The following is a 25444-nucleotide window of genomic DNA, read 5'->3' on the forward strand; positions in this document are numbered from 1 at the left end:
AGCAGGCACGGAAAAGGGCGTCCGGTCAGAGACCGTTCGCGGTGATCGCCGCCTGGGTCCGATTGCGCACGCCGAGCTGGCGCAGGATCGCCGTCACATGCACCTTCACCGTGCCTTCGGTCAGGCCCAGCTCGTGCGCGATCTGCTTGTTGGACTTGCCGTCGCGCAGGCGGTTCAGCACGTCGCGCTGGCGCGGGGTCAGCTGGTCGCCCGCCCCGTCGGCCAGGGAGCCCAGCGGACCGGCGTCCCCCGCACCGTTGCCGGCGTGCGGCGCGCTGTCGGCCATCCGGTCGCCGCGGATCGCCTGTTCCGGCAGATAGACGCCGCCGGCCAGCACCAGCTGCAGGGCACCCATCATCACCTTCGCGCTGCTCGACTTCGGGATGAAGCCGGCGGCGCCGTTTTCCAGCGCGGCCAGCAGGTCCGACCGCTTCTCCGACCCCGACACCACGACCAGAAGCGCCTTGGGAAGCCGCTGGTGGATCTCGCCGAGCAGCGAGAAGCCGTTCCACCCCGGCATGCCGAGATCCAGGAGGATCAGGTCGAAGGCGATGGCGCCGTCGCACAGGCGGCGGACGTCGTCGAACGTCCCGGCCTCGTGAAACACCATGCTGTCGTCCGACTGGGCGAGCAGACGCCGCAGCCCGTCCCGGAACAGCAGGTGATCGTCGGCAAGCAGAACGTTCAGGGTCGGCTTTTCCGCGCTGTATTCCATGATGCTCATCGTGTCGGGGCTGCGATCCAAACAAATTCGGAGCGTATTGCCGAAATAGCCATCATCATTTCGAGGCGGAAGAGGGCCTTTGGTCCTATGGCGCACCACTTATGGCGTGTCGTCGCACCCAAAGCGGGTGCTCCGGATGCGACAGCGCCGGCCGCGGGATGGCGCGGCCGGCGCTGTGGATGCCGGGAAGGCAGAACCGCAAGACGATGGATCAGACCACGTTGGCGCTGACCCCGGCGGCTTCCGCCGGCTGGTCGCCGATGCCGTTGTTCAGCGCCCAGATCGCCGCCTGGGTGCGGTTGGAGGCGTTGATCTTGCGCAGCAGGCTCTTCAGATGGACCTTCACCGTGGCCTCCGTGATGTGGAGGTGGTTGGCGATCATCTTGTTGGAGTTGCCGTTCAGCAGGCAGCGCAGGATCTGGATCTCGCGCTGGGACAGGCCCTTGCGGCGGGCCGGGACCTCGGTCGCCAGCTCTTCGCTGCGGCCGTTGATCAGCAGCTCGGCCAGATGGGTCGGGAACACCTTCTCGCCCATCATCACCAGCTTCAGCGACTGCATCAGCGCTTCGCAGGCGATGTCCTTCATCAGGTAGCCGTGGGCGCCGGCGCCGAGCGCGCCGGACAGGCGGCGTGTGCACAGGTCGGTGGTCAGGATGACGACACGGATGCCGGGGTGGCCGTCGCGCAGGGCGCGGAGCTGGTCGGCCTCATCCTCGCCGCCGTTGACGAGGTCGATGAGGACCAAGTCGGGCTGGGTGCCCGCGGCCTCGACCGCGGGGACGCCCTCGCGCAGGGTGCCGGCCTCGCCCATCACCTTGAAGGGCGTGTTCTCGAACAGACGCTTCATGCCTTCGCGGAAGAGCTTGTTCGCGTCGATCAGGAAAACGTTCACGGGGTCCATTGTTCCTACCCGCCCTCTGTTTGTTTCAATTTGGTCGTTCGTCTGGCGCCTCCGTGGACATCCGGTCCGGGGGGAGGGCCGCTCTCCGCGGCTGTCCGTTTGGTTCCGGGGTGCCACGATCTGATTGGACCTTACCCCGGATTTGCGGAACAGAAAATTTCCCCAAAGGAAAAATTATGTCTCGCAATGGGCATATGCCCTAAGCCGAAATAAGACAAACCGTCCAACGAACCGTTCACGAATGTCTCACCTGGAATAATCAATCGGTCCTGAATTCGGTTCAGCCTGTGATTTGTCTGTGACTGTGGATGATTCTTGGGATCCTATGGTCGATGTGACTTCGAGCGATTGTGATAAGACAAGCGCTATGGTGTCGGACATAGTGCGGGCAGAGTTCATCCTGGCCCATGGGCCTAGTTCCATGCCCATTGGCGGAGCGTCCCGGCCGTTCCGTCAAGGGAAGGGGTTCGATGCGCCGGGGGGCGTGCTATATACGGTGTCCTCATTCGATGAAGGGCGTCTCCCGACCGCGGGAGAGCCCACCCAGGAACTCCGGTGCCGCATGTCCGATCCCTACGCCTACGACGATCCGCTGGGCCATGATCCCCTCAGCCAAGCGGGCGCCCCGGCCCCCGCGCCGGCGCAGCGTTTCGCCTATCTGGACGGGCTGAATCCCGTGCAGCGCGAGGCGGTCGAGGCCATGGACGGCCCGGTTCTGGTGCTGGCCGGCGCCGGCACGGGCAAGACGCGCGTTCTGACCACCCGGCTGGCCCATTTGCTGATGACGCGCCGCGCCGCCGCCTTCCAGATCCTGGCGGTGACCTTCACCAACAAGGCCGCCCGCGAAATGCGGGAGCGCGTCGCCCATCTGGTGGGGATCGAGCCGGAGGGCTGGTGGCTGGGCACCTTCCATGCGCTGGCCGCGCGCATCCTGCGCCGCCACGCCGAGCTGGTGGGGCTGAAGTCCAACTTCACCATCCTCGACACCGACGACCAGATCCGCCTGATCAAGCAGCTTCTGGAGGCGGCGAACGTCGATTCCAAGAAGTGGCCGGCGCGGCAGGTGCTGGGCGTGATCGAGCGCTGGAAGGACCGCGGCCTGACCCCGGACCGGCTGAACGAGGGCGATGGCGGCGACGTGGCCGGCGGGCGCGTGGTGGCGCTCTACCGCGCGTACCAGGAGCGGCTGCGCACGCTGAACGCCTGCGACTTCGGCGACCTCCTGCTGCACAACATCACGCTGTTCCAGAAGCACCCGGACGTGCTGGCGGAATACCACCGCAAGTTCAAGTACATCCTGGTCGACGAGTATCAGGACACCAACGTCGCCCAGTATCTGTGGCTGCGCATCCTTTCGCAGGCCCACAAGAACATCTGCTGCGTCGGCGACGAGGACCAGTCGATCTATGCCTGGCGCGGCGCCGAGATCGGCAACATCCTGCGCTTCGAGGCCGACTTCCCCGGCGCCACGGTGGTCAAGCTGGAGCAGAACTACCGCTCCACCGGGCACATTCTGTCCGCGGCCTCCGGCCTGATCGCCAACAACAAGGGGCGGCTCGGCAAGACGCTGTGGACCCAGGCCGACGGTGGCGAGCCGGTGCGCGTGCGCGGCGTCTGGGACGGCGAGGAGGAGGCCCGCTGGGTCGGCGACGAGATCGAGGCGCTGCAGCGCCAGGGCGTCTCGCTCGCCCAGATCGCCGTGCTGGTCCGCGCCGGCTTCCAGACCCGCGAGTTCGAAGAACGCTTCATCACGCTGGGCCTGCCCTACCGGGTGATCGGCGGCCCGCGCTTCTACGAGCGGCAGGAGATCCGCGACGCGATGGCCTATCTGCGCGTCGTCAACTCCCCTGACGACGATCTCGCCTTCGAGCGCATCGTCAACGTGCCCAAGCGCGGCGTCGGCCCGGCGGCCCTGCAATGCCTCTATCAGGCGGCGCGTTCGCGCGGGATGCCGCTGACCGAGGCGGGTTGGGCGCTGACCGAGACGGACGAGCTGAAGCCCAAGGTGCGTGGCGTGATGCGCAACCTGCTTCAGGACTTCTTCCGCTGGCGCACCCTGTCGGCGACCATGCCGCACACCGAACTGGCGCGCATGGTGCTGGACGAGTCCGGCTACACCCGCATGTGGCAGGAGGACAAGACGCCCGAGGCGCCGGGCCGGCTGGAGAACCTGAAGGAACTCATCACCGCCATGGCGGAGTTCGAGAACCTGTCGGGCTTCCTGGAGCATGTCGCCCTGGTCATGGAGAACGCCGAGGCCGCCGGCGTCGATCAGGTCACGGTGATGACCCTGCACGGCGCCAAGGGGCTGGAGTTCGACATGGTCTTCCTGCCCGGCTGGGAGGAGGGCGTGTTTCCCAACCAGCGTGCGCTGGACGAGACCGGCATCGCCGGGCTGGAGGAGGAGCGCCGCCTCGCTTATGTCGGGCTGACCCGGGCGCGCAAGCGGGCCTACATCAGCCACGCCGCCAACCGACGGCTCTACGGCAACTGGGTCAGCGCCATCCCCTCCCGCTTCGTCGAGGAGATCCCCGGCGGCGACGTCGAGGCGGAGGCGGCGAGCGGCCTCTACCCCGGCGGCAACGCCGGCAACGGCTTCGGCGGCGGCTTCGGTGGTGGAGGGAGCTTTCGCGACTCGTCGAGCTACGCCGCCTTCCGCGCCGGCCAGCAGGCGGCAGGCCGGCAGCAGCCCCCGTCGCCGCGGACCATCACGCTGGACAGCGGTTCCTATCAGGTCGCCCCGCGCGCCCGTCCGAACGCGCCCTTCCCGAAGGGGGCGCGGGTGTTCCACCAGAAATTCGGCTACGGCACCGTCACGGCGGTCGACCAGGACAAGCTGGAGATCGACTTCGATCAGGCCGGCAGCAAGAAGGTGATGGACAGCTTCGTGGTGCCAGCGGAGAAGGCGGGCTGACCCAGGCGGGATGGCCAAGGCAGGGTGACCGATTGCCGCAGCGGCCCCTCGCGGTGACGGTCGTCACAGGTTCGGCGGCGGCGTTCGGCTACTGGTGGGGTCCAGACAGCGCGCCCACAGCCACGGAACCCGCCCAGTGTTCGGCAAGAGCAGCACCGCGTTCGAGGTCCAGATCCGCCGCGAGGGGCGCTGGACCATCGAGGGGACCTACGACGACGAGCGCCGGGCCTTGGCCTCCGCCCGCAGTTGGCTGGCGGTCAGCGGGGTTGAGGAGGTCAAGGCCATCAAGTTCCGCTCGCTGGCCGGGCTGTCGCTGGAGACGGTGATCTTCCAGAAGGCCGTTCCGGTGGTGAAGGACAAGCCCATGGCGCTGGGCGGCACGGCGGAGGGCGCGCCCTTCTGCACGGCCCCCGGCGATCTCTACAGGTTCGAGTCGCGGGTGGTCACCGGCCGGCTGCTGCGCCCCTTCCTCGACAAGTTCCGCATCACCCCGACCGAGCTCCTCCATTCCTGGACCTACCTGCGCAAGCTCGACGAGCAGGGCCTTCTGCTGGGCGCGGCGCTCCAGGCGGTGGCCCGCCACCACGCGGACCGGCATGGCGTCGCGGTTCCGGCGCGGGCGCGCGAGTTGCGGGCCTTCGCTGACGTCGTGATGGCGCGCGCCCGCGACTTCCAGGCCGAGCGCAAGGCCCTGCCGGCCTTCGATCCCGCCGACCTGTCCCGGTCCAGCCGGGTCCTTGCCGCCGCGGTGGGAGAGGAGGGGCACGACTTCGCCTTCCTCAGCCAGCTCACCCTCCATCTGGCCGACCGCAATTCGCTGGCCGGCAAGCTGGAGATGCTGCTCGACCTGATCGGGCCGGACGTGGAGCCGCGGCACCTCGCTGTGCTCGACGGGGTGATGGCCGATGCGCTGGGCTCCGCCGAACTGGTGAAGGAGCTTCTCGGCGCGCAGCCGAACCTCGCTCTGGGGCTGTGCGCTCTGGCCGACCTGATCCTGGGCCGCGACCCGCAGCCGAAGAGCGAGCCGGTGAGCCCCCTGCTGGCTCACATCGGCGCGCTGATCGTCCAGGGGCGTGCGCCGTGCTGCCGCGCCGTTCTGCTGGAGCGCATCCAGCAATCGCTGAACGGCACCCAGCCGCTCGACCGCCGCGACCCGAAGAAGGAGGCGCTGCTGGCCGACCACCTCGCCACCCATCTGCGCGATCCGCAGGGGCGCCTGCTTGGCGGCGCCGAGGTGGAGAAGGCGCTGGCCCGCCGCCTGATCCGCCACCGTCAGGCGATCCTGCGCGAGCAGGGGATGCACGACATCGCGGACCGGCTGTCGGGACGGTGAGCAGGGTGTCGGCAGGGCCGGATCGGAGCGGGCATCGCTTCACGGCGCCGACGGCGACCAAGGCAGTTCCGTCAGCGGCTTGTCCCGCCGCAGCGATTCGTAGATCTCCGCACCCGTCTCGCGGTCCGTCTCGCACAGAATCATCAGCACGTCGGAGTCGGCGCTGGCCGATGTGCAGACCTTGGAGTCCCGGGTGCAGGTCGGCCGCGGGTGCGGCGCCAGCCAGTATCCGGGTTGAGCCTTCCGCGCCGCCTCCAAAAAGGCTGTCGCCAGCTTGGCGCTTTCCGCCTCGCTGCCGTCGTTGCGCACCGTGAACAGCGGCGAGTGCAGCCCGCTCGCGAACAGGCCCGAACCGATCGCCTGGGCCACGCAGAAGCGCTCCCGCACCGGCGCCGCGGGCAGGACCGGCGCATCGGCGTACGCCGCGCCCGGCGGCAGCGCCGGGGTGGTGCTGGTGATGGGGCCGACGATCAACTCGCGCAACTCGCGGGCGCGCCACAGCTTCACCAGCACGCTCTGCCCGCTGGGCACCGCGCCCAGCACGCGGCGCATCTGCACCGCATCGTCCACCGCAACGCCGCGCACCTCCAGGATCACGTCACCCCCGCGGATGCCCGACAGTTCGGCCGCTTTGCCCGGCATCAGCGCCGTCACCAGCAGGCCGCGCGGCACCTCCAGCCCCACCGTCTGCGCCAGCTGGGCGGTCAACGGGCTCACGGCCGCACCCATCGCCCCCTGCGGTTCGCGCGCCGCCGCCGGTGCCGCGGCGGGACCGGCCGTGCCGGGTCCGGCGGTGCCGGTTGGCGCCGAAGCGGAGCCCGCACCCGCCGCCGCAGCGCTGCCCGCCGCCGGGCAGCGCTGCTCCGCCATGAGCTGTCGCACCGCGGTGATATGGATCATCTGCGCTTGGCGTTCGCTGCCGCTCAGAGTGGGCAACGGGTCGTTGTAGGCTTTCAGCAGCGCCTCCAGCGTTGGGCAGTCCGTGCCCCGATAGGCGGACGCGACATCGGCCGTCATCGACGCCTCCGATCCGGACACCGAGCTTGCCGCCCCGACCGCCAGCCCGACCGGATCAAGCGCGCAGCCCGACACCGTCGCCGCTCCCGAAACCGCCACCAGCGCCGCCATCCATGCCCTGGCCGCCTTGCAAACGCGCTGCATCAAGCCCGTCTCCCCCGTGTAGCTCTTGCGCAACCCTCGGTCCGCTTATCCCCAGGTGCAGTGTGCCCGCTCAAAAGTGGTAAGAAAAGCGGCGGAAAGCCTGTGCCGAGCTTGCGTCGGCCAAAACGCCGCACGCGGCGGTCGATCCAGCCCGGCCGACCCGTTCCCGGCTGCGGCAACCCTGTGCGGCGATGGAGCCGTGCGTCCGGCCGCAGGAAATCTTTGTGTCTCCGCGTCTCTGTGGTTAAGTCTCCCACCAGACAATGACCACCCCATCATCGGCGACCTTCCCCATGTCCTCCTCCAAGCTCTGGCGCATCGCGCTCGTCATTCCCGAAGCCCACGCCCCCGCGTTCGCCGAGGCGATTGGCGATCATGCCGACGCGGTGTCCACCTTCGAGCTGGAGGAGCACGGCGACTGGCTGGTCGAGGCGACGGTCTACGGGCAGCCGGACGAGCCGCGGCTGAACGCCCGCGTCGCCGTGCTGGCCGAGGCCATGGGCATCCCCGAACCCAAGCTGATTGTCGAGGAACTGCCTCTCATCGACTGGGTGTCGCACAGCTACCAGGGCTTCCCGCCGATCCAGGCCGGGCGCTTCTTCGTCCACGGCTCCCACCATGAGGGCATCGTCCCGGCGGGCAGCATCCCGCTGCTGGTCGACGCCGCCACCGCCTTCGGCACGGGCGAGCATGGGTCCACCAAAGGCTGTCTGATGGCGCTGGACCGGCTGGCCCGCCGGATGAGCCTGCCGCGTGTCGGACGGGGCGGGGCGCTCGACATGGGCTGCGGCTCGGGCATCCTGGCGCTGGCGGTGACCAAGCGCTGGCGGGTGCCGGTCACTGCCGTGGACATCGACCCGGAGGCGGTGCGCGTCACCCGCGTCAATGCCGCGCTCAACGGGGTGAAGGCCCGCATCCGCTCGCAGGGCGGCGACGGCTACCACACCGCCATCGTGGGCAAGCACAAGCCCTACCGCCTGATCACCGCCAACATCCTGGCCCGCCCGCTGGCCCGCATGGCGCCGAAACTGAAGCGCCACCTGCAGCGCGGCGGCGTCGCCGTTCTGGCCGGCCTGCTGAACCGGCAGGAGCGCCACGTCATCCAGGCGCACCGCACGCAGGGCCTGCATCTGGTCGCGCGCATCCCGGTCGGCGAATGGACCACCCTTGTGGTGAAGCGCCCGAAGCGGAAGGCCGTAAAGGGCTGAAGCCCCTGGATTTCGGTCCTCCCGTCGCCAATGTCTTCCGGATGTATGGACGACCCGCGGAGGACCGATGCTGAACCGGATCAGGACGCTGTTCCAGGAGAACGACCCCGGCGACGACCGCCACAGGCTGGAGGCCGCCGCCGCCGCCCTTCTGGTCGAGGCCGCACGCACCGACAACACCATTTCCCAGGCGGAGCGCGAGCGCATCCTCGACGTCACCCGCCGCCACTTCCACCTGAGCGAGGAGGAGGCGCAGGACCTGCTGTCCGCCGCCGTCTTCGACACGGAGGGTGCCTCGCCCTACTACCGCTACGTCACGGTGATCAACGACCATTGCCCGCCGGACAAGCGGTTGTGGATCATCGAGATGCTGTGGGAGGTCGCCTACGCCGACGGCGAGCTGAACGACCTCGAAGCCAACCTGCTGCGCCGCATCGGCGGCCTGCTGCACGTTCCCGACGTCGACCGCGGCCTCGCCCGCAAGCGCGTCCTGGAGCGGCTGGGCCTGCCCGACGATTCGGGGCTGTAAGGCGTCCCGCCGGGGCCATCGCGCGGCTATGCCCTTTCCCGCGCTTGCGCGGTGGGGCGTCCCTGCCTAGCCTGTCGCGGACGGCTTCACCGGATGAGGATCAGCCCCCGTGTCCAGCGCTTACCGCGGCGACGAAACCCTGGCGCAGCTTCTGGCCCAAGCGGGCCTGCCCCAAACCCCCGCGGACATCCGCAGCCTCGTCGCCGGGGTGCTCGCCGCGCCGGAGGGGGAGGACCCCGACGGCTGGATGGTTCTGGTCGGGGTGCGGCTCCCAGAGGATCTCGCCGGGCAGCTCCGCGCCCTGAAGGCCGAAATCGCCGATAGCCGTCCCGCTGCGGTGCCGGATTACGCCGCCCGCATCGCCGCCCTGCGCGGCGTCCTGGCGCGCGCTGACCTCGACGGTTTCATCGTGCCGCGCGGCGACGAGCATCAGGGTGAGTATGTGCCGCCGCGCGCCCAGCGCCTTGCCTGGCTGACCGGCTTCACCGGATCGGCCGGCCACGCCGTCGTGGGACGGCAGCGCGCCGCCATCTTCGTGGACGGGCGCTACACCCTCCAGGTCCAGACGGAGGTGTCGGGCGAACTCTACGAATACCGGCATCTGGTCGACGATCCGCTGACCGAATGGGCGGGAGAGGCGCTGCCGCGCGGGGGACGGCTCGGCTACGACCCGTGGCTGCACACCGCCGGCTGGGTGGAGCGCACCCGCCAGCAGTTGGAGCGCATCGGCCTGTCGCTGGTACCCTGCCCGGACAACCCGGTGGACCGCGTGTGGACGGACCAGCCGCCGCCCCCGCTGGCCGCGGTGGTCGCCCAGGACCTTGTCTTCGCCGGGGAGAGCGCCGCCGACAAGCGTACCCGCATTGCCGGTGACCTTACGCGCAACGGAATCGGCGCCGTGGTGCTGACCCAGCCCGACTCCATCGCTTGGTTGCTCAACCTGCGCGGAGCGGACGTGCCCTGCACGCCGCTGCCGTTGTCCTTCGCGATCCTGAAGGACGACGCGCAGGTGGACCTGTTCATCGACCGCCGCAAGCTGGCGCCGGGTGTGGAGTTCCATCTCGGCAACCAGGTCGCCGTGCGCGCCCCGGACGAGTTGGGCGCCACGCTCGACGGGCTGGGGCGCGAGGGGCGCAAGGTGATGGCCGACCCGGCCAGCACCTCGGCCTGGATCTTCGACCGGCTGCACATGGCCGGCGCCAAGCTGGAGCGCGACCCCGATCCCTGCGCCCTGCCCAAGGCCTGCAAGAACGAGGCGGAGCTGGCCGGCACCCGCGCCGCCCACATCCGCGACGGCGCGGCGCTCGTCCGCTTCCTGCACTGGCTGTCGCAGGAGGCGCCGTCGGGCACCGTGACGGAGATCGCGGCGGCGGAGCGGCTGCTGGCCTTCCGCCGCGCCAACGACCGCTTCCGCGGCCTCAGCTTCGACACGATCTCCGGGGCGGGGCCGAACGGCGCCATCGTCCATTATCGGGTGTCGGTGGCGACCGACCGCCGGCTCGAGCCGGGCAGCCTGTTCCTGCTGGACAGCGGCGCCCAGTATCAGGACGGCACCACCGACGTGACGCGCACCATCGCCATCGGCGCGCCGACCCCGGAGATGCGGGAGCGTTTCACGCTGGTCCTCAAGGGGCACATCGCCGTCAGCACGGCGCGATTCCCGCGCGGCACCACCGGGTCGCAGCTCGACACGCTTGCCCGCCTGCCGCTGTGGTCGCTGGGGCTGGACTACGACCACGGCACCGGCCACGGGGTGGGCAGCTACCTCTCGGTGCATGAGGGGCCGCAGCGGATCTCCAAGGTGCCCAACAGCGTGGCGCTGCAGCCCGGCATGATCCTGTCCAACGAGCCCGGCTACTACAAGACCGGCGCCTACGGCATCCGCATCGAGAACCTGATCGTCGTCCAGCCGCTCGACCTGCCCATGGCGGAGCGGCCCATGCTGGGGTTCGAGGTGCTGACCCTGGCCCCCATCGACCGCAATCTGGTCGAGCCGGCGCTGCTGACCCAGGCAGAGATCGGTTGGCTGAACGCCTACCACACACAGGTGCGCGAGGCGCTGGAGCCGCGGCTCGCGGGTGAGGGAGATGTGGAAGTGTCTCATTGGTTGAGGCAGGCGACCTCTCCGATCATCGTTTGAGGGGAATGGCCCGGGGTGGACCATTGCTGGCGGAGGGGTGTGTGGAGCGAGAATCAGCCCGTGCGTTCGCCTGTGAAATCTGGCAAGGTCCCCACCCGGCGCAGGGGTATGTCTGATCGGACCGCCGCCGGACGCGTGTCCGTGCCTTGGAGCGATGCCTCATCGCATCGGGGCGAGGCGCAAATTCGGCAGTCTTGGTAACCCGATATTTACGGGCGTACGTCAGTGTGGCCGTGAGGGATGACTTTTCGGCAGACTTAAGGCATCACAGTCGGACCAGCCCGACCTCGGCGCACGCCATGCCGCGCCGGGCGGGCTGAACGCCGGGCCGGGGCCTAGCAACGGAAGAATGCGGAGACGCGTAGATGAAGATCCTTGTCGTCGATGACTACGCCACCATGCGGCGCATCGTGCGGAACCTCCTGACCCAGATCGGCTACACGGACATCGACGAGGCCGGCGACGGCGTCTCGGCCCTGCAGAAGCTGCGCGAGAGCAAGTTCGGCCTCATCATTTCCGACTGGAACATGGAGCCGATGACCGGCCTGCAGCTCCTCAAGGAGATCCGCGCCGACGCCAAGCTCGCCTCGACCCCGTTCATCATGGTCACCGCCGAAAGCAAGACCGAGAACGTGATCGCCGCCAAGCAGGCCGGTGTGAACAACTACATCGTCAAGCCTTTCAACGCCGATACCCTGAAGCAGAAGATCCAGGCCGTCATCGGCGGGTAAGGAGTGGTTGGGTTGGATCAGCTTCCGCAGCTTTCCGAGGAAGAGTTCGACCAGATCGAGGAAGCGATCGCCCGCACGACCAAGGGGCGAGCCTTCCTGCGCCGCTTCCACCGCCGGGCCCATGGGGCCGCGGCGGAGGAGGTGCGCAGCATGCTGCTGGAGTTCCGCAACTCCTGGCATCAGCAGAACGAAGTGGTGGAAGCGGCCAAGCACGTCGAAGTGCTGCGGCTTGAACTGATGGAGATGGCGGCCTCCATCGAGCAGGCGCGGCGCGAGGTCGCAGCCCTGCGTCCGCCCGACGGCGGCGGCGACAAGATCACATCGGCCACCAACGAACTGGACGCCATCGTCATCTCGACCGAACGCGCGTCCTTCGAGATCCTGAACGCCGCCGAACGGCTGATGGATCTGTCGGGCAAGCTGAAGGCGGATGGCGCCGACCCCGGCCTGTGCTCCGAGATCGAGGGGGAGGTGACGAACATCTTCACCGCCTGCTCGTTCCAGGACCTGACCGGCCAGCGCACCAGCAAGGTGGTCAACGCGCTCCGCTACATCGAGCAGCGGGTCAACGCGATGATCAACATCTGGGGCGTCGAGAAGCTCGCCGGCCTCCAGATCGCGCAGGAGAACACGGACACCCGGCCGGACTCCCATCTGCTGAACGGTCCCCAGCTCGACGGCCTCGGCGTCAGCCAAGCCGACGTGGACAGCATGTTCGACAGTCCGGCGATGGCGGCACCGCCTCCGCCGCCGGCTCCCGAAACGCCGCCCCCTCCGCCTCCGGCCCCCGCTCCGACGGCCGCGGCCCAGACTGGAGCCAAGGCGAGTCAGGCCGACATCGACAGCCTGTTCGACAGCCCGGCCCCCGCGTCGGCCGCTCCGGCGAAGGCCAGCCAGGCGGACATCGACAGCCTGTTCGACAGTCCGGTTCCCGCTCCGGCCCCGGCTCCGCCGGCCCCCGCCGCCAAGAAGCCGGTGCCGAAGCCCGCCTCGGCGGCCAAGCCCGCCCCGAAACCGGCGGCACCCAAGCCGGTTGCCAAGCCGGCGGCCGCCCCGTCGCCCGCGGCGGACGAGCCTCCGGCACCGCTGGATCAGGCGGCCATCGACGCCCTGTTCGGCTGACCTCACGGTCAACAAGACGGTTCGGCGTCGGATTTGTGAAGAGTTGCCGCCGCTCCAATCGGCGGGCGCATTGGGACATGAAGTTTGTTATGACGATCGTCGCCCGCCGGGCCGATGCCGGCCTTGGCGGGCAGTCCTGACCAGACGGGCCGGCGTGCGCGGATGCCCCGGACGTCCACTCGGAAAGAGGCGCAGCCCGCATGAGGAATCTCTCAAAACCCTTCATGGCGGAGCTTCAGAAGGCCCGTCGGACCGGCAATCCCTATCAGGCGGTGGTGGATGACGCCTCCGCCCTGGCGCCGGCGCTGGCGTCGCTGCCGTCCGGCCCGGTCGCCGTTGACAACAGCGACGTCATCCGCGCCATCAGCGATCTCGGCGCGAAGCTCGACCGCTTCCTGACCATGGACGCCCAGCAGATCGACCAGATCCAGGTCGAGATCGCCGACATCTCGGGCCGGATCAAGGCCACCAAGGTGGAGATGGCGGCGATCCGCCACCCGCTGGCCGGCGACGACAAGTTCGTGCAGGCGTCGCAGGAACTGAACGCCGTCGTCTCGGCGACGGAGGCCGCGACCAACACCATCATGGCCTGCGCCGAGGAGCTGGAGGAGGTCGTTCACGAGCTGAAGTCGTCGCTGCCGGAGGGCTACCACGCCGACCGCGTCAACGACATGAACGACGTGATCGTCCGCATCTACGAGGCCTGCAACTTCCAGGACCTGACCGGCCAGCGCATCACCAAGGTCGTCCGCGCCCTGTCCTTCATCGAAGAGCGCGTCGACGCGATGATGAGCCACTGGAACAAGCGCGAGTTCGAGGCGATGCCGTTGCCGCCCACCGTCACCAAGATGGACGAGACGCTGGAGCTGCACGGCCCGGCCGACCATCAGGAGATGGGCAACATCAGCCAGGCCGACATCGACGCCCTGTTCGGCTGATCAGTTCGGCCGACCGGCGTCCCATTCCGGCCCTCCGCGCCGAGCGCCGGGTCGCACCGTGACGGCGAGGTTCGAAATTTGTTCGCCGAAGCGGCTTGCCGCCCCCGCGCCCCGGCGTGCTATATAGGGCCAACTTCGAAAGCATCGCGACGACCATGCCCTGCCGTTTTTCCCGTCTGCCGCTTGCGGCCCTCCTCCTGGCTTCCGCCCTGACCGCCTGCTCCTCGACCAAACCCGAGGACCAGTATGTCGAGCGTCCGGCCGAGCAGATCTACCAAGAGGCCGACGCCGCCATGCGGGAAGAGCGGTTCAAGGTGGCCGCCAAGCTCTATGACGAGGTGGAGCGCCAGCACCCCTATTCCGAATGGGCGGGCAAGGCGCAGATCATGGCGGCCTACGCCCATTACCAGGACCTGAAGTACGACGACGCGATCCTGGCGCTCGACCGCTACATCCAGCTCCATCCGGGCAGCCCCGACGTCTCCTACGCCTACTACATGCGGGCGCTGTCCTATTACGAGCAGATCACCGACGTCCGCCGCGACCAGCGGATGACCCGTCTGGCGCTCGACGCGCTGTCGGAGGTCGTGCGCCGCTTCCCGGACAGCCAGTACGCCCGCGACGCCAAGATCAAGATCGACCTGACCAACGACCATCTCGCCGGCAAGGAGATGGAGGTCGGGCGCTTCTATCTGAAGCAGGGTCAGTACACCGCCGCCATCGGCCGGTTCCGCACGGTGATTGAAAACTACCAGACCACCTCCCACGTCCCTGAAGCGCTGCACCGGTTGGTGGAGTGCTATCTGGCGCTGGGAATCACGGACGAGGCGAAGACCGCCGCCGCCGTGCTCGGCCACAACTTCCCCGGCAGCGAATGGTACACGGACAGCTACGCACTGCTGGTGGACGCCAACGTGCGTCCGGAGCGAAACGAGAAGTCCTGGATCAGCAGAGCCTGGAGCTCCCTGTTCTAGGACGATCCATGCTGGCGTCGCTGACGATCAGGGACGTCGTCCTGATCGAACGGCTGGGGCTGGGCTTCCGCAAGGGCCTGTGCGTCCTCACCGGCGAGACCGGTGCGGGCAAGTCGATCCTGCTCGATGCGCTGGGATTGGCGCTCGGTGCGCGGGCCGATTCGGGCCTCGTCCGCCATGGCGCCGATCAGGCGTCGGTGACGGCGGAGTTCGATCTGTCCGGCGACCATCCGGCGCTCGCCATCCTCAGGGAGCAGGGGCTCGACCCCGAGGAGCGGTTGGTCGTCCGCCGCACCGTCAGCGCCGACGGGCGCAGCCGCGCCTGGGTCAACGACCAGGCGGTCGGCGTCGGCCTGTTGAAGCGGCTGGGCGAGGAGCTGGTCGAGGTCCATGGCCAGTTCGACACCCACGGCCTCCTGAATCCGCAGACCCACCGCGGCGTGCTGGACGCCTACGCCGGGCTGTCCGGCCAGGCTGCCCAGGTCGCCGCCGCGCACCGGGCGTGGAGGCAGGTCGAAGACGCGCGCGCCAACGCCGCCGCCGAGATCGCCCGCGCCCGCTCGGAGGAGGAGTATCTCCGCCACGCCGTGGCCGAGCTGGATGCCCTCGCCCCCAAGCCGGGCGAGGAGGAAGAGCTGGCCGAGACCCGCGCCGTGCTGATGCACCGGGAAAAGCTGGTCGACGCCCTGAACGCCGCCTATGGGGAGCTGTCGGGCGACCGCGGGGTGGAGCGTGCCCTGTCCTCGGCCATCCGCACGCTGAGCCGCATCGCCGACAAGGCCGCCGGCAAGCTCGACCCGGTCATCGCCGCGCTCGACCGCGCCGCCACCGAGGCAGGTGAGGCCATCGCCGGTCTCCAGGCCGTGTCCTCCGATGTGGATATGGACCCGCAGGCCCTGGAGAAGCTGGAGGAGCGGCTGTTCGCCCTGCGCGCCGCCGCCCGCAAGCACGGGGTGGACGTCGATGCTCTGGCCCCCCTGCGCAAGGACATGGCCGACCGGCTGCTGCTGATCGAGGATCAGGGCGATCTGCTGGCCCGCCTCGCCCGCGAGGCCGAGGTCGCCCGCGACGCCTACCGCAAGGCCGCCGAGTCGCTGAGCCGTGAGCGCCAGCAGGCCGCCGGCCGCCTGGACACGGCGGTCGCCGCCGAGCTCGCCCCGCTGAAGCTGGAGAAGGCGAAGTTTCGCACGCTGGTCGAGCCGCTGGCCGACGAGTCGGACTGGACGGCGTCGGGCATGGACCGCGTGGCCTTCCAGGTCGCCACCAACCCCGGCTCGCCCCCCGGCGCGCTGAACAAGATCGCGTCCGGCGGTGAGCTGGCGCGCTTCATGCTCGCGCTGAAGGTGGTTCTGGCGCAGACCTCGACCGTCGGCACGCTGGTGTTCGATGAGGTGGACACCGGCATCGGCGGCGCCGTCGCCGCCGCGGTGGGCGAGCGGCTGAAGACGCTCGGGCAGGGGCTCCAAGTGCTCGTGGTCACCCACAGCCCGCAGGTCGCCGCCCGCGGCTCCATCCACCTCAAGGTGCAGAAGTCGGTGAAGGGCGAGCAGGTGACGACCGGCGTGGTCGAGCTGGACGGGGACGACCGCCGCGAGGAGATCGCCCGCATGCTGTCCGGCGCCACCGTCACCGCCGAGGCCCGCGCCGCCGCCGACAGCCTGATCGCCGGACGGGGGTAGTCCGTTACCGTGATTCCGGCGAGCGGATGAATGGGCTTTCCCTGTTCATCCGCTCGCCGGAGCGCCCAACCGGGCGCCGCGCCCAAGATGAAGTTTGGCTTGGCGCGAAAAGCCTGCGTGGCGTTTGAACGCAATACGTCAAGCCAAGTCTTTGGCTTGGCGGTATCAGGTCACAGCAATCGCCCGCAGCGGTCATACGGCGGCCACAGCAAAACACGCATAGTCCAGCCTAGCGCGTCCGGTAACCGGGCGCCGTTCGCCCAAGAACGAACAAGGTTGGCAAGATGTCGAACAGCTCCGCTTCCGCCGGCAACGTCGTCGTGATCGACAGCGGCCTGTCCTCCGCCTGGAACACGGGCCGGCTGGTCTACCAGCATGACTTCTACGGAAATGACAACGACGCCATGGTCGCCAACGCGAACACGCACGGCGCCCTGGTCACCGCGGAGATCCTGGAGAACGCGCCCGACGTCGGCATCATTGCGCTGAAGGTCATGCCCGACGACGGCAGCGGCGCCAGCGAGGCCAACATCGAGAAGGCCCTGCAGTGGGTCGTCGCCAACGCCGACGCCTACAACATCACGGCGGTGAACCTGTCGCTGGGCGGCGGGGCGCAGACGACCGCGGCCACCACCTCGATCTCCGACGAACTGGCCGCTCTGGCCGCCAAGCGCGTGCTGACCGTGGCCGCCGCCGGCAACAGCGGCGACGGCGGGGTGTCGCAGAGCGTCTCCAGCTACTCCGCCGACGTGAACCAGATCTGCGTCTCGGCCTCCACCGGCGACGGCGCCTTCCCGTCCTGGGCGCAGCGCAGCCCGTCGCTGACCGATGTCTGCGCCGACGGCACCGACGTGCGCATCACCAATCTGTCGGGCGTCACCTACACGGCCAACGGCTCTTCCTTCGCTGCCCCGGCGGTCACCGCGGCGGTGGCGAAGGCGCAGCAGGCGTGGGTGGAACAGACCGGCACCCGGCTGACCCAGGGGGAGTTCCTCGATCTCGCCCGCAGCACCGGCAAGGCCATGGGCACCGCCGGCTATTTCGAGCTGGACACCGATGCCCTGCTCGCCAAGATCGCCCAGTCCGCCCCGGTCTCCACGGCGCAGAGCGCCACGACGATCACCGTCAACGCCTCCGGCGCGCCGGCCGGCGGGGTGAACGCCCATTTCAAGCTGCTGGTGGATGGCAAGACGGTGGGGCAGGCCACGGTGGATTCGGCGGCCAAGGATTACAGCTTCACCGCCAACCTGACCGCCGACCAAGCCCATAAGGTCCAGGTCCAGTACGACAACGACGGCTTCGTGAATGGCCAGGACCGCAACCTGTTCGTCAACAAGGTCACCATCAACGGCACCGCCCACAGCCCGACCGCCGCCAACGTCACCTATGACAAGGGCGCTCTCGACGGCAAGGACGTGGTGAAGGGCCAATCGTCCATGTGGTGGGGCGGCACGCTGGTGGTCGATGCCCCGGCCAAGGACTTCCCGGCCCAGGCGGCGCCCGCCAACACGACCATCACGGTCAACGCCTCCGGCGCCGAAGCGGGCGGGGTGAACGCCCATTTCAACCTGCTGGTGGACGGCAAGGCCATCGGCGGCGCCACGGTCGGCACGGCGGGCAAGGACTTCACCTTCGCCACCAACCTGACCGCCGATCAGGCGCACAAGGTCCAGGTGCAGTACGACAACGACGCCGTGGTGAACGGGCAGGACCGCTCGCTGTTCGTCAACAAACTCACCATCAACGGCCACGCCGTTGCCCCCACGGCGTCGAACGTCACCTACGACAAGGGCGCTCTCGACGGCAAGGACGTGGTCAAGGGGCAGGCTGGCCTGTGGTGGAATGGCACGCTGGTCGTCGACGCCGACAAGTCCTGGTTCCCGTCTTCCGGAACCGCCTCGGGAAGTGGCGCCATTGCCTCCGCCCTATCGGCGGACGGACAGGACACGGTGTGGCAGCACCTCGTTGCCCAGGGGTTGGAGGCCGCGGCGCCTGTCCATGCGGACGCGGCGCTGTCCATGGCGGATCTCGGCCTGTCGGGGGATGTCCACGCCCACGCCGCGCTGACGGACCATCACCCCGACCCGCTGCACCCGTTCGACGTGGCCTGAGCGACGGCGCCCTGAGCCGTGCCATCAGGACGAGGGGTGGGAACGCCCCCGTCCGGTCACGCCGCCACGCGCAGGGACATCATGTGCGACAGGAACTTGTCCAGCGCGGCGCGCAGCTCCTCCGCCGTCCCGCTCAATCGGACGGTGGTGTGGAAGGCGTCCTCGACCGACGCCATGACCGACCGTGCGCCGTCGGCGAGGTGCCCGGCCTCGTCGGACATGCGTTCGGCGGACTGGCTGGCCTCGTGGATGTTCTGGGCGATTTCCCGTGTCGCCTCGTTCTGCTGGCCCATGATGGACAGCACGTCCTGCGAATGGGCGCGCAACGCTCCAACCACTGAGCCAATTCCGGCGATCTCGTCGCGGGTCCGGCCCGTCGCGCCGTCGATCTCCTGAAGCAGGCGGGTGATGTCCTCCGTGGCTCCGGCGGTCTGCTTGGCGAGCACCTTGACCTCCGCCGCCACCACGGAGAAACCGCGCCCGGCCTCGCCGGCGCGGGCCGCCTCGATGGTGGCGTTCAGCGCCAGCAGGTTGGTCTGGTTGGCGATGGCGTTGATGAGCTTCAGCGTCCCGCCGATTTGTCCGGCGATCCCGGCCAGCGCGGTGACCGCCTCGGTGGAGCGCTGTGTGGCGGCCTGCGCCTCGTTGACGATGGAGAAGGCGCTCTCCATGCGCGACACCACGCTGTGGTTGGTGGCGGTCAGTTCCTCGGCGGCGGCGGCGATGGCGCGGGCGTTGCTGGCGGTGCCGGAAACCGCGCCGGTCAGATGCTCCGTACGCACGCCGGTGTCCTGGGCGATGCCGCGCACCGCGCCGGTGGCCGCGTTGACCGCCGCCGCAGACTGGCCGACGGTATCGATGGCGCCCTGCACCGTGTCCCGGAAATTCTCCGCCAGTTCGACCAGCATCCGGTTGGTCATGGTCGTCACGGCGGTGCTGTAGGCGTCGAAGGACAGGTCAAGGTCGAGGAAGATCGCGGTTTCCACCGCCTCCATGATCCTCATGGCGCGCGGCGCATCGCGGCGGTGCCGTTCGCCGATCAGCCTGCCCAGCCGTCCCATGACCAGCCGGTAGGCTCCGAAATACCAGCGCGGGTGCAGGCCGATGCGGTAATGCGCTTGGCCCACCGCCTTCACGCGCGTCAGGTAGACGTCGTCGAAGCTCCCGGAAAACAGATGTCGCCAGTGATTGACCTGGGCGTCCTTCAATCGCTCGACGGATTTCCCGTTCAGGATCTTCCGAAGTTCGGGAATGGCGAGAAGGTGGTCGTAGAAGTCTTTGAGAATGACGGGCAGATGCGGCTCGGCGATGCTCCAGGCTTCCTTCAGAAGCGGGGCCGTCTCACTGCCAATCCGCAGAAAGGAGAGGCGTTCCTGAACGCCGCCTTGAATGCCGCCTTGAATGCCACTGTCCATGGTGTTCGTCTCTTTGTTCTTGGTTGGCAAGCGTTGAGCTGCGGCTGGACCGGGGCTCCTCCCGGCTGATCACCGCTCGGCTATCACCATGCTGGCATCATGGACATGACAATTTTAACGATTGGTTTCATGCTTTATTGCAGTTCTGCAAAATATTAAATTAATCGAATTCCCGGAGATAAAAAGAGAAAACCAGGGGAATCGCATAAGTTCCCATGCCCGTCTTTTGCCGTGGTTATAGGAAATAAGGCAGATTATCAAGTTTCTGGAAATCTTCGCAAAGATGCCGCGAGGCAACGTTTGCCAACCGTCTGGCGGTTCACTGCCGGAACGTTTTAATACTCTGGTATGCGACAACTGGGCGCAGGTCTATGCCGGTCTCAGGCGGCGCTCTTCCAAGGCTGCCAGCCGCCCAGACGAAGCCCGATCGCGATGCCGGTGAAAGGAATGCGCAACTCCAGGTCGCGGGGTTGAAAGAAGGTCAGGCGTTCCGGCGTGCCCGTGGCGCCGTACTCCAGGCGGGCGCCCTTCGGCTCCTCGGCGAACTCGTCGCTCATCACCTGCCAGATCTCCAGGTCGTCGCCGTGGTTGGAGATCTTGTACTGGCCGCAGCGCCAGACCGGAGCCTCGCCCACGCCACCCTCGACCACCTTCTTGTCGCCGTCCATCTTCACGTCGCCCACGCCGGCGGCCCGGCCCGACATGGACGGCCCCTGGCTTTCCGCGCGGAAACCCAGCCGCAGCCAGGGGGACCGGGTGCGCGGGATCATGCGGCGCAGCAGCCGTGCGTCCTCCGTCGCGAAATGGTCGGGATCGTCGTACAGGATGCGGTCAAGCGCCGCGGCGATGACGAAGCGATCGTCGATGGTCAGGCTGCCGGCGGTCGCACGGCTGGTCGGCTCGTTCATGCAGCACATCCGTTCACGGGCGCCGGTTCATCATACACGCAACCCTCGCGTCCCCGCACCTTTCCAGGTCTGCTCAAGGTCTGCGGTTTCAAGGTTGGCGCGGACGGAGCCGAATGCCAGACCGGCTCAAGGCCGGACTCCACGGCACGCCCCCGCGGCGCTATGCTGCGCCCCCGGCGGCGCCCGCCGATCCAGCGCCGTCCTCCAGCGTCATCCTCATGAGAAGGCACCGAAGAGACCCGCCATGAACGACCTGTTCGATACCCCCGCCGCGCTCCGCAGCATCCCCGTGGAGGAGCTGACGGTGGAGCAGGCGCAGGCGGAACTGGCCGCGCTGGCCCAGGAGATCGCCCACCACGACCGGCTCTATCACCAGCAGGACAAGCCGGAGATTTCCGACGCCGCCTACGACGCGCTGGTCCGCCGCAACAACGGGATCGAGGCGCGCTATCCGGAGCTGCGCCGCGCCGATTCGCCCTCTCTGCGCGTCGGCGCGACCCCGGCGGCGGGTTTCCGCAAGGTGCGGCACGCGCTGCCCATGCTGTCGCTCGGCAACGCCTTCGAGCCGGAGGAGGCGCACGAGTTCGTCGCCCGCGTCCGCCGCTTCCTCGGCCTGTCCGACGACGCCCCGCTGGAGTTCGTGGCCGAGCCGAAGATCGACGGGCTGTCCTGCTCGCTCCGCTACGAGAACGGCCGGCTGGTCCTGGCCGCCACCCGCGGCGACGGGACGGAGGGCGAGGACGTGACCGCCAACGTCCGCACCATCAAGGACGTTCCGCAGACGCTGGAGGCGCCCTATCCCGCCGTCCTGGAGGTGCGCGGCGAGGTCTACATGAACCGCGACGACTTCCTGGCGATGAACCGCGCCTACGCGGAGCGGGGGGAGGATCTGTTCGCCAACCCGCGCAACGCCGCCGCCGGCTCGCTGCGCCAGAAGGATTCGAAAATCACCGCGTCGCGCCCGCTCTGCTTCTTCGGCTACGCGCTGGGCGAGCTGTCGGAGCCGATCGCCGACACCCAATGGGGCATCCGCGAGCGGCTGCGCGGCTGGGGCTTCTCGCTGAACCGCCCGGCCAACCTGTGCGACGGCGCCGAGGCGCTGCTGACCCATTACCGCAAGATCGGCGAGGAGCGCTCGGCGCTGCCCTTCGACATCGACGGGGTGGTCTACAAGGTCAACAGCCTGGAGCTTCAGCAACGGCTGGGCTTCGTCAGCCGGGCGCCGCGCTGGGCCATCGCCCACAAATTTCCGGCTGAGCAGGCGCAGACCCGGCTGAAGGGCATCACCATCCAGGTCGGCCGCACCGGCGCCCTGACCCCGGTGGCCGAACTGGAGGACATCACCGTCGGTGGCGTGGTGGTCAGCCGCGCCACCCTGCACAACGAGGACGAGATCGCCCGCAAGGATGTCCGCATCGGCGATCTGGTGACCGTCCAGCGGGCCGGCGACGTGATCCCGCAGATCGTCGGGGTGGTGGAGGGGCAGCGCCCCGAGGACGCCGTGCCCTACGTCTTCCCCGACCATTGCCCGGTCTGTGGCAGCCTCGCCGTGCGCGAGCCGGACGAGGCGGTGCGCCGCTGCACCGGCGGGCTGATCTGCGCCGCCCAGGCCAAGGAGCGGTTGCGCCATTTCGTGTCGCGCAACGCCTTCGACATCGAAGGGCTGGGCGAGAAGACCATCGAGGAGTTCTGGGAGGACGGGCTGATCCGTTCCCCCGTGGACATCTTCACGCTGGAGCGCCGGGTGGAGGCGGGCGAGATCGCCATCCTCGGCCGTCCGGGCTGGAAGGAAAAGTCGGTCGAAAACCTGTTCGCCGCGATCAACCAGCGGCGCGAGCGCATCGACCTGCACCGCTTCATCTTCGCGCTGGGCATCCGCCACATCGGCGAGGTGACGGCTAAGTCGCTGGCCCGCCAGTACGGTTCTATCGACGGCTGGCTAGAGGGGATGGAGCGCGCCGTCGCCAACATGCCGGGGGAGGCGTGGCGCGACCTGCACGCTTTGAACGGCCTCGGCCCGGTGAAGGCCGACGCACTGCTCGCCTGGTTCGCCGACCCGGAAAATTTGCCGAAGCTGGACTTCTACGCCGGCCAGGAGGCGTTGCGGCTGGACAGCGTCATCAAGCTGCTCGGCATCAAGAAGGTGGACAGCCGCGCCGCCCAGGCGCTGGCCGAGCGCTACGGCGCACTGGCGGACTGGAAGGCGGCAATGCTCGCCGCCGTCGGCGCGCAGCCCGGCCCCGGCTGGGGCGAACTGGTTGCCATCCCCGACGTGGGCGAGGTCGCTGCGGAGGAACTGGCCGGCTTCTTCCAGGAGGAGCGCAACCGCGCCATCATCGACGACCTGCGCGCCGCGGGCGTGCGGGTGGCCGACGCCGAACGCCCGAAGGCGGCCAGCGGCTCCCCCGTCGCCGGCAAGACGGTGGTGTTCACCGGCACGCTGGAGACGATGACCCGCACCGAGGCGAAGACCCGCGCGGAGTCGCTGGGGGCCAAGGTCGCCGGCTCGGTCTCGGCCAAGACCGATTACGTCATCTGCGGGGCGGACGCGGGCAGCAAGGCCGCCAAGGCGCGCGACCTGGGCGTGATCATCCTCAGCGAGCAGGAGTGGGCCGAGCTGATCGCCGGCTGATCGCCGGCTGGCCTGGGGGGCGGAAGGGGAGGCGCGGCGCGGCTGAGTGCCGCGTTGACGCCCCTCGCCGCCGGTTCCATAAAGGGGAGAAGCACCATAAGAAAAATGAGACGGGGGATCGCTATGGACTCCATTCAATGGTCGCGCTGGATGAGCGTCGGCATCGAAGAACTCGATGAGGATCATCGTGTTCTCGTGGACATCGTCAACAAGCTGGGTGCGTGCGAAAACCGCGACTCTCCTGATGTCGTCGAAGCGATCCTGGACGAACTGATCCACTACACCAAGGATCATTTCGCGCGCGAAGAAGCGCACATGGCCCAGGCCAATTACCCGACCTTCGCCGCACACAAGGCTCTGCACGACACCCTGACGCGCAACGTCGAATCCTACCGCGAACGCTTCCACGCCCAGCGCGACACCATCACCGGCAACGAGGTGTTCGAATTCTGTGCCGACTGGTTGGGCAAGCACATCCTGAAGGAAGACACCCGCTTCGGCGCCTACGCCGCTGAGCAGTGAGTTGTCTCATTTCCCCTCTCCCGGGGCGGGAGAGGGGATTTCGACAGTGCCACCTCAGCCGAAGTCTCAAAAACACAACATAAAATATTGATATAATTCAATATTATTGTGCTTTTTGGGAAAGCGGCGCAGAAATCATATCCTTCCACTCCCGGAAGGGGAGGGGAGTGTGCGTGCGCCTCGCCTCGCGCGAATCCGAGAGGGGAGGGGGGCGCAAAACGAAAATGCCCTCCCCGGAAGGGGAGGGCAGGGGCAACGCGATGCTGTGAGGTGCGTCTTAGGCGACGGCCAGCCGCTCGGTCGCGTGCCAGACGGCGCCCGGCAGAGCCGTGCTCGGCGGGGTCTCGTAGCACCAGGCGCTGGCGTCGGCGAACAGAGCGCGCAGCAGCTGGTTGTTCAGGGCGTGGCCGGACCGGACACCATGGAAATGACCGACGAACATCGCGCCGGCCAGATAGAGGTCGCCGACCGCGTCCAGGATCTTGTGGCGCACGAACTCGTCGTCGAAGCGCAGGCCGCCCTCGTTCATCACCTCGTCACCGGAGATGACCACCGCGTTGTCCAGCGAACCGCCGCGGGCGAGGCCCATCTTGCGCAGCCCCTCGACCTCGTGCAGGAAGCCGAAGGTGCGGGCAGCGCTGATCTCGTCACGGAAGGTCTCGGCGTCCAGCTCCATCTCGTGGCTCTGCTGGGCGATCGCCTTGCTGGCGAAGTCGATCTCGAAGCTGAAGCCCGTCGTGTGGTCCGGCGTGAAGGTGGCGCTCTTGTTGCCCTCGGTCACGGTGACCGGCTTCAGGATGCGGATGGCCCGGCGGGGCGCGTTCTGCGACACGGTGCCGACGCGCTCGATGGCCTCCACGAAGGGGGCGGCGCTGCCGTCCATGATTGGCACCTCGATGTTGTCCAGCGCGACCACGGCGTTGTCCACGCCACAGCCAGCCAGCGCCGACATCAGGTGCTCAATGGTGCCGATGGTGGTGCCGTGGGCGTTGCCGATGACCGTGCACAGCTTGGTGTCGACCACATGGTCCCAGCGCGCCGGGATCACCGCGGCGGGGCCGCTGAGATCGGTGCGCCGGAAGACGATGCCGCTGTTCGGCTCGGCCGGGGAAATCGTCAGGGTGACCGTCGCGCCCGTATGCAGCCCGACGCCCGAGCAACGCACCGGCTTCGCCAGGGTACGCTGCAGCATGCCTTCGGTCTTGATGCGATTCTGAGCCACGGTGTCTGTCCCGTTTCAATCTTGGTCTTGTGCGGTCGGTCTGCGATTTGCCGCCGGTCTCCGCCGAGGGCGGGGCGGGTCAGCGCTTATGACCGCATATGCTAGGTATCATTGGCCCCTATGGAGGACAAATCACTCTTTGTTACCGTTTGTTGCAGGGCGGTAGAGCACCGTCGTCGGACGCGAAACGGGCGTTCCCCGGACACGAAAAGACCGCCCCCGGAGCGCTCTTGCGAAGCTCTGGAGGCGGTTGAAGTCAAACAGGTTGTGGATGCCCGCC

At 68.3% G+C, this 25444-nt stretch carries 19 protein-coding genes; 13 read left to right on the forward strand and 6 right to left on the reverse strand.

The window, feature by feature from the left end:
• Window positions 1-25 precede the first annotated feature (25 nt).
• Window positions 26-688, reverse strand: a complete 663-nt coding sequence (locus H1Q64_RS07630) for a LuxR C-terminal-related transcriptional regulator (RefSeq protein ID WP_419468831.1) — start codon at window positions 686-688, stop codon at window positions 26-28.
• 247 nt (window positions 689-935) lie between these two features.
• Window positions 936-1625, reverse strand: coding sequence for a LuxR C-terminal-related transcriptional regulator (locus H1Q64_RS07635; RefSeq protein ID WP_237903040.1), 690 nt, complete (start codon window positions 1623-1625; stop codon window positions 936-938).
• Window positions 1626-2187: 562 nt separating this feature from the next.
• Between H1Q64_RS07635 and H1Q64_RS07640 the strand changes: the two genes are divergently transcribed.
• Window positions 2188-4539 (forward strand): ATP-dependent helicase, encoded by a 2352-nt coding sequence (locus H1Q64_RS07640; protein ID WP_237903041.1) that lies wholly within the window; start codon window positions 2188-2190, stop codon window positions 4537-4539.
• A gap of 136 nt (window positions 4540-4675) precedes the next feature.
• The gene (locus H1Q64_RS07645; protein ID WP_237903042.1) at window positions 4676-5872 is read left to right on the forward strand and encodes a hypothetical protein; all 1197 of its coding nucleotides are present in this window, start codon (window positions 4676-4678) and stop codon (window positions 5870-5872) included.
• Window positions 5873-5911: 39 nt separating this feature from the next.
• Here H1Q64_RS07645 and H1Q64_RS07650 read toward each other — a convergent pair whose 3' ends face one another.
• Window positions 5912-7033: a PDZ domain-containing protein gene (locus tag H1Q64_RS07650; RefSeq protein WP_237903043.1), complete on the reverse strand. Its 1122-nt coding sequence runs from the start codon at window positions 7031-7033 to the stop codon at window positions 5912-5914.
• A 293-nt stretch (window positions 7034-7326) separates the two neighbouring features.
• Between H1Q64_RS07650 and H1Q64_RS07655 the strand changes: the two genes are divergently transcribed.
• From H1Q64_RS07655 to H1Q64_RS07695, 9 genes are all read left to right on the forward strand, one after another.
• Complete coding sequence (locus tag H1Q64_RS07655; protein WP_237903044.1) at window positions 7327-8241, forward strand: 50S ribosomal protein L11 methyltransferase; 915 nt, start codon at window positions 7327-7329, stop codon at window positions 8239-8241.
• Window positions 8242-8308: 67 nt separating this feature from the next.
• A complete protein-coding gene (locus H1Q64_RS07660) occupies window positions 8309-8770 on the forward strand; it encodes a TerB family tellurite resistance protein (RefSeq protein ID WP_237903045.1) in 462 nt (153 codons plus the stop codon).
• 109 nt (window positions 8771-8879) lie between these two features.
• Complete coding sequence (locus H1Q64_RS07665; RefSeq protein ID WP_237903046.1) at window positions 8880-10910, forward strand: aminopeptidase P family protein; 2031 nt, start codon at window positions 8880-8882, stop codon at window positions 10908-10910.
• Between the two features lie 365 nt (window positions 10911-11275).
• Window positions 11276-11641, forward strand: coding sequence for a chemotaxis response regulator CheY (locus H1Q64_RS07670; protein WP_014241240.1), 366 nt, complete (start codon window positions 11276-11278; stop codon window positions 11639-11641).
• A gap of 3 nt (window positions 11642-11644) precedes the next feature.
• Complete coding sequence (locus H1Q64_RS07675; RefSeq protein WP_237903047.1) at window positions 11645-12763, forward strand: protein phosphatase CheZ; 1119 nt, start codon at window positions 11645-11647, stop codon at window positions 12761-12763.
• Between the two features lie 200 nt (window positions 12764-12963).
• Window positions 12964-13701, forward strand: a complete 738-nt coding sequence (locus H1Q64_RS07680; protein WP_035675428.1) for a protein phosphatase CheZ — start codon at window positions 12964-12966, stop codon at window positions 13699-13701.
• 155 nt (window positions 13702-13856) lie between these two features.
• On the forward strand, window positions 13857-14675 hold the full coding sequence (locus tag H1Q64_RS07685; RefSeq protein WP_014241237.1) for an outer membrane protein assembly factor BamD: 819 nt from the start codon (window positions 13857-13859) through the stop codon (window positions 14673-14675).
• An 8-nt stretch (window positions 14676-14683) separates the two neighbouring features.
• On the forward strand, window positions 14684-16354 hold the full coding sequence (gene recN, locus H1Q64_RS07690) for a DNA repair protein RecN (RefSeq protein WP_237903048.1): 1671 nt from the start codon (window positions 14684-14686) through the stop codon (window positions 16352-16354).
• 284 nt (window positions 16355-16638) lie between these two features.
• Window positions 16639-18465 carry a carbohydrate-binding domain-containing protein gene (locus H1Q64_RS07695; protein ID WP_237903049.1) on the forward strand — a complete coding sequence of 609 codons (1827 nt, stop codon included), beginning with the start codon at window positions 16639-16641 and terminating at the stop codon, window positions 18463-18465.
• Window positions 18466-18521: 56 nt separating this feature from the next.
• Here the strand turns inward: H1Q64_RS07695 and H1Q64_RS07700 are convergent, their stop codons facing one another.
• Together H1Q64_RS07700 and H1Q64_RS07705 are read right to left on the reverse strand one after the other, a co-directional pair.
• Window positions 18522-19880 (reverse strand): globin-coupled sensor protein, encoded by a 1359-nt coding sequence (locus H1Q64_RS07700; RefSeq protein WP_237903050.1) that lies wholly within the window; start codon window positions 19878-19880, stop codon window positions 18522-18524.
• 380 nt (window positions 19881-20260) lie between these two features.
• The gene (locus H1Q64_RS07705; RefSeq protein WP_237903051.1) at window positions 20261-20788 is read right to left on the reverse strand and encodes a hypothetical protein; all 528 of its coding nucleotides are present in this window, start codon (window positions 20786-20788) and stop codon (window positions 20261-20263) included.
• A gap of 244 nt (window positions 20789-21032) precedes the next feature.
• Between H1Q64_RS07705 and ligA the strand changes: the two genes are divergently transcribed.
• Entirely contained in the window at window positions 21033-23420 is a 2388-nt protein-coding gene (ligA, locus tag H1Q64_RS07710; RefSeq protein ID WP_237903052.1) for an NAD-dependent DNA ligase LigA, read from the forward strand.
• A 123-nt stretch (window positions 23421-23543) separates the two neighbouring features.
• The gene (locus tag H1Q64_RS07715) at window positions 23544-23942 is read left to right on the forward strand and encodes a bacteriohemerythrin (protein ID WP_237903053.1); all 399 of its coding nucleotides are present in this window, start codon (window positions 23544-23546) and stop codon (window positions 23940-23942) included.
• 277 nt (window positions 23943-24219) lie between these two features.
• Here H1Q64_RS07715 and lpxC read toward each other — a convergent pair whose 3' ends face one another.
• Entirely contained in the window at window positions 24220-25164 is a 945-nt protein-coding gene (lpxC, locus tag H1Q64_RS07720) for a UDP-3-O-acyl-N-acetylglucosamine deacetylase (protein ID WP_174451036.1), read from the reverse strand.
• Window positions 25165-25444 lie beyond the last annotated feature (280 nt).

The sequence above is a fragment of the Azospirillum brasilense genome, assembly GCF_022023855.1.
Lineage (GTDB): Bacteria > Pseudomonadota > Alphaproteobacteria > Azospirillales > Azospirillaceae > Azospirillum > Azospirillum brasilense_F.